The sequence below is a fragment of the Aeromonas australiensis genome, from assembly GCF_000819725.1.
Classification (GTDB): domain Bacteria; phylum Pseudomonadota; class Gammaproteobacteria; order Enterobacterales; family Aeromonadaceae; genus Aeromonas; species Aeromonas australiensis.
The window spans coordinates 1-2,480 of the sequence record NZ_CDDH01000036.1; the positions used below are offsets into that span (position 1 = coordinate 1).

At 44.1% G+C, this 2,480-nt stretch carries 1 protein-coding gene and 1 pseudogene; one reads left to right on the top strand and one right to left on the bottom strand.

The genetic code is table 11. From position 1 onward, the window contains the following. Nucleotides 1–427: 427 nt before the first annotated feature. Complete coding sequence (locus BN1117_RS05175; RefSeq protein WP_040095420.1) at nucleotides 428–1,270, bottom strand: transporter substrate-binding domain-containing protein; 843 nt, start codon at nucleotides 1,268–1,270, stop codon at nucleotides 428–430. Nucleotides 1,271–1,826: 556 nt separating this feature from the next. On the opposite strand from BN1117_RS05175, the pseudogene BN1117_RS05180 reads away from it, so the two are divergent. After that, nucleotides 1,827–1,976 (top strand): annotated as a pseudogene (locus BN1117_RS05180) (transposase family protein); the annotation flags it as partial. Nucleotides 1,977–2,480: the final 504 nt, after the last annotated feature.

Sequence of the window (2,480 nt, forward strand, 5' to 3'; positions counted from 1 at the left end):
AGGTGCGGAATGACGGTTAAATCTGACATTCCGCACCTGATTGGGGATTTTTTTTCGGCGACGATGCCTACACGTTCACAACAAATGGCAACACTGAGGTGTTGGCAGTTGAGGCTGGGGCAAAAGTTAAAATGCTCGGATTCATACTTTCACCCCCCGTGAAATGATGTGAACTGTTACCCAACAGAGCATTATCACGTGGCAACGTGAATGAAGCCACTGGTTTTCTCAATTCAATTCTGCTTGTGTGAACATCATCACCATTTAAAATGCAAAAATTAGGTGCGGAATGACGGTTAAATCGCAAGCTTTCCTCCTCTCTGAACCGAAGCCCTCAATGATGGTGCTATCATGGCAGCCACCGCCAGCCACACCAAGGCTTGCTCAAAATGGTGGGTGTCCCAATAGTTCCAAGGTCTTCGTAGACTTAGTCATATTTGCCATTAGAGAAATCTTCATATGCGCTTTCAAAATTATCGTCACTGTCAATCCAGCTAACATGAGCACTTTTATATTCAGGAGTATCCCTTATTCTATATAAGGCCCGATTTACCTTATCTATCAAATCGTTACCAAAAACACTTTTTGGAGTTATTGCATAAGCAGGTATGAATTTATCATTCCCATCTATTTTTATTTTTGATAAAGTATGCATGTTAGAATTGGCACTTTGAATATATTTTAACTCAAATGGATATGCAATGGTGTAATCTACACGCCCAGATACTATCATTCGTGCAATACCTCGAAAGTGATCACCATTCCTTATATGAAGATCATCTCTAGGAAACGCCCTTATTTGCCTCGATATTTCCTCACTAAAGTGTCGACCGTCAGGTATTGACATTACTAACCTCCCATTCTTCATCTCTATCAGACTCATTTTTGATTTTAATTTTGATGAGACCTCTTTTCTTGTTACAATAACGTGAGGTGGTAGAATCATTGTCGCAACAGAATAGTTTGCAATCTTAGAAACTTCATCATCCTTTAAAAAAGTTATGCATATTACGTTAGCACCCGATTCCATCGCCAAAATTACTCTTTTAATTGGCAGGAATTTTTTCTCATGCTCGTATTCAGGCAGTTCGGCTTGGATTAGATCGATTATCTTATCTGCTATACCATTAGTATAACCATCTTCTTTAATATAAAATGGCGAGAAGTCCTGCTGAATCCATACAAGCCTCTCCTTGGCATTAGCAGTATTTAACAGCATTGTTGCAGAAAAAAATATATTCACTAATGCTTTTGCTTTTACACATTCCATTTTGTGGCCTCCATGAAAAATGTACTTTATCCGACATTCCGCACCTGATTGGGGATTTTTTTTCGGCGACGATACCTACACGTTCGCAACAAATGGCAACATCGAGGTGTTGGGGGTTGAGGCTGGGGCAAAAGTTAAAATGATCGGATTCATACTTCCCCCCCCCGTGAAATGATGTGAACTGTTACCCAACAGAGCATTATCACGTGGCAACGTGAATGAAGTCACTGGTTTTCTCAATTCAATTCTGCTTGTGTGAACATCATCACCATTTAAAATGCAAAAATTAGGTGCGGAATGACGGCTTTATGGTAAGACTACATTACAATTTAATATTAGCTCAAAGACCATTATTTGTAGTCGAAATAATGTTAATTATGCTGTAACTGACTGACATAGATATAAAAATACCTGATTGCCCATGATCAGCAGTCACCACGAGCTATACTGATCTTACGTACGGGCAAATCCAGGGCGGGATCGCACTTTGTTAATGAAATTTGAATAGGCTGATCGTCTGTGATCTAATCACGTCTCCATGCAGGAGGCGCGCTCTATGACCTTGATTGAACACCTTACTCTTGTCGAAGAAACCCGCTCTGATATCAATCGTAAATATGACCTGGTTGATGTCATGTTTCTTGTCATCAGCGCTATCATGAGTGGTGCCGAGGGCTGGCGGGACATAGAAACCTATGGCAATTCACCCCCACGGTTCTGAGCACCATGTAGCAGTCAACAAGCCGACACATTAGTCCCTTCGTCACAGACGGCACGGTATTGTCGACCCTCTCAAGTCGCCGAGGAGAAGTGACAGGTCTAGGTCGTAAAACAGGACATCGAGCGAGCGGAGGCGGGTCAAGGAAAACCTGTCGGCGCGTACCGTCGGACCTGTTGCTGAGCCGAGGATATCCGCGCTGTGGACGGCTGCCGGGGGAAAAGACCTTTGGTGACTTTGGGTCTTTCCAAAGTCACTCGCCCCAGCCCGAAGGGCAGGCGAAACCCTGTCGAGGGCCCAGCCCTCGCGTCCTGCACGACGCCAGCCGTGCCAAGATTCAGAACCATTTACAAGCCCCCTCATCCCCAACCCTTCTCCCGCAGGGGGGAGAAGGGAGCAAAAACGATCTCGGGGATGATTCCCTCTCCCGTTGGGAGAGGGTCAGGGTGAGGGGATTAGCGATTTTTTATTGGGACACCCATCTTTTTGACA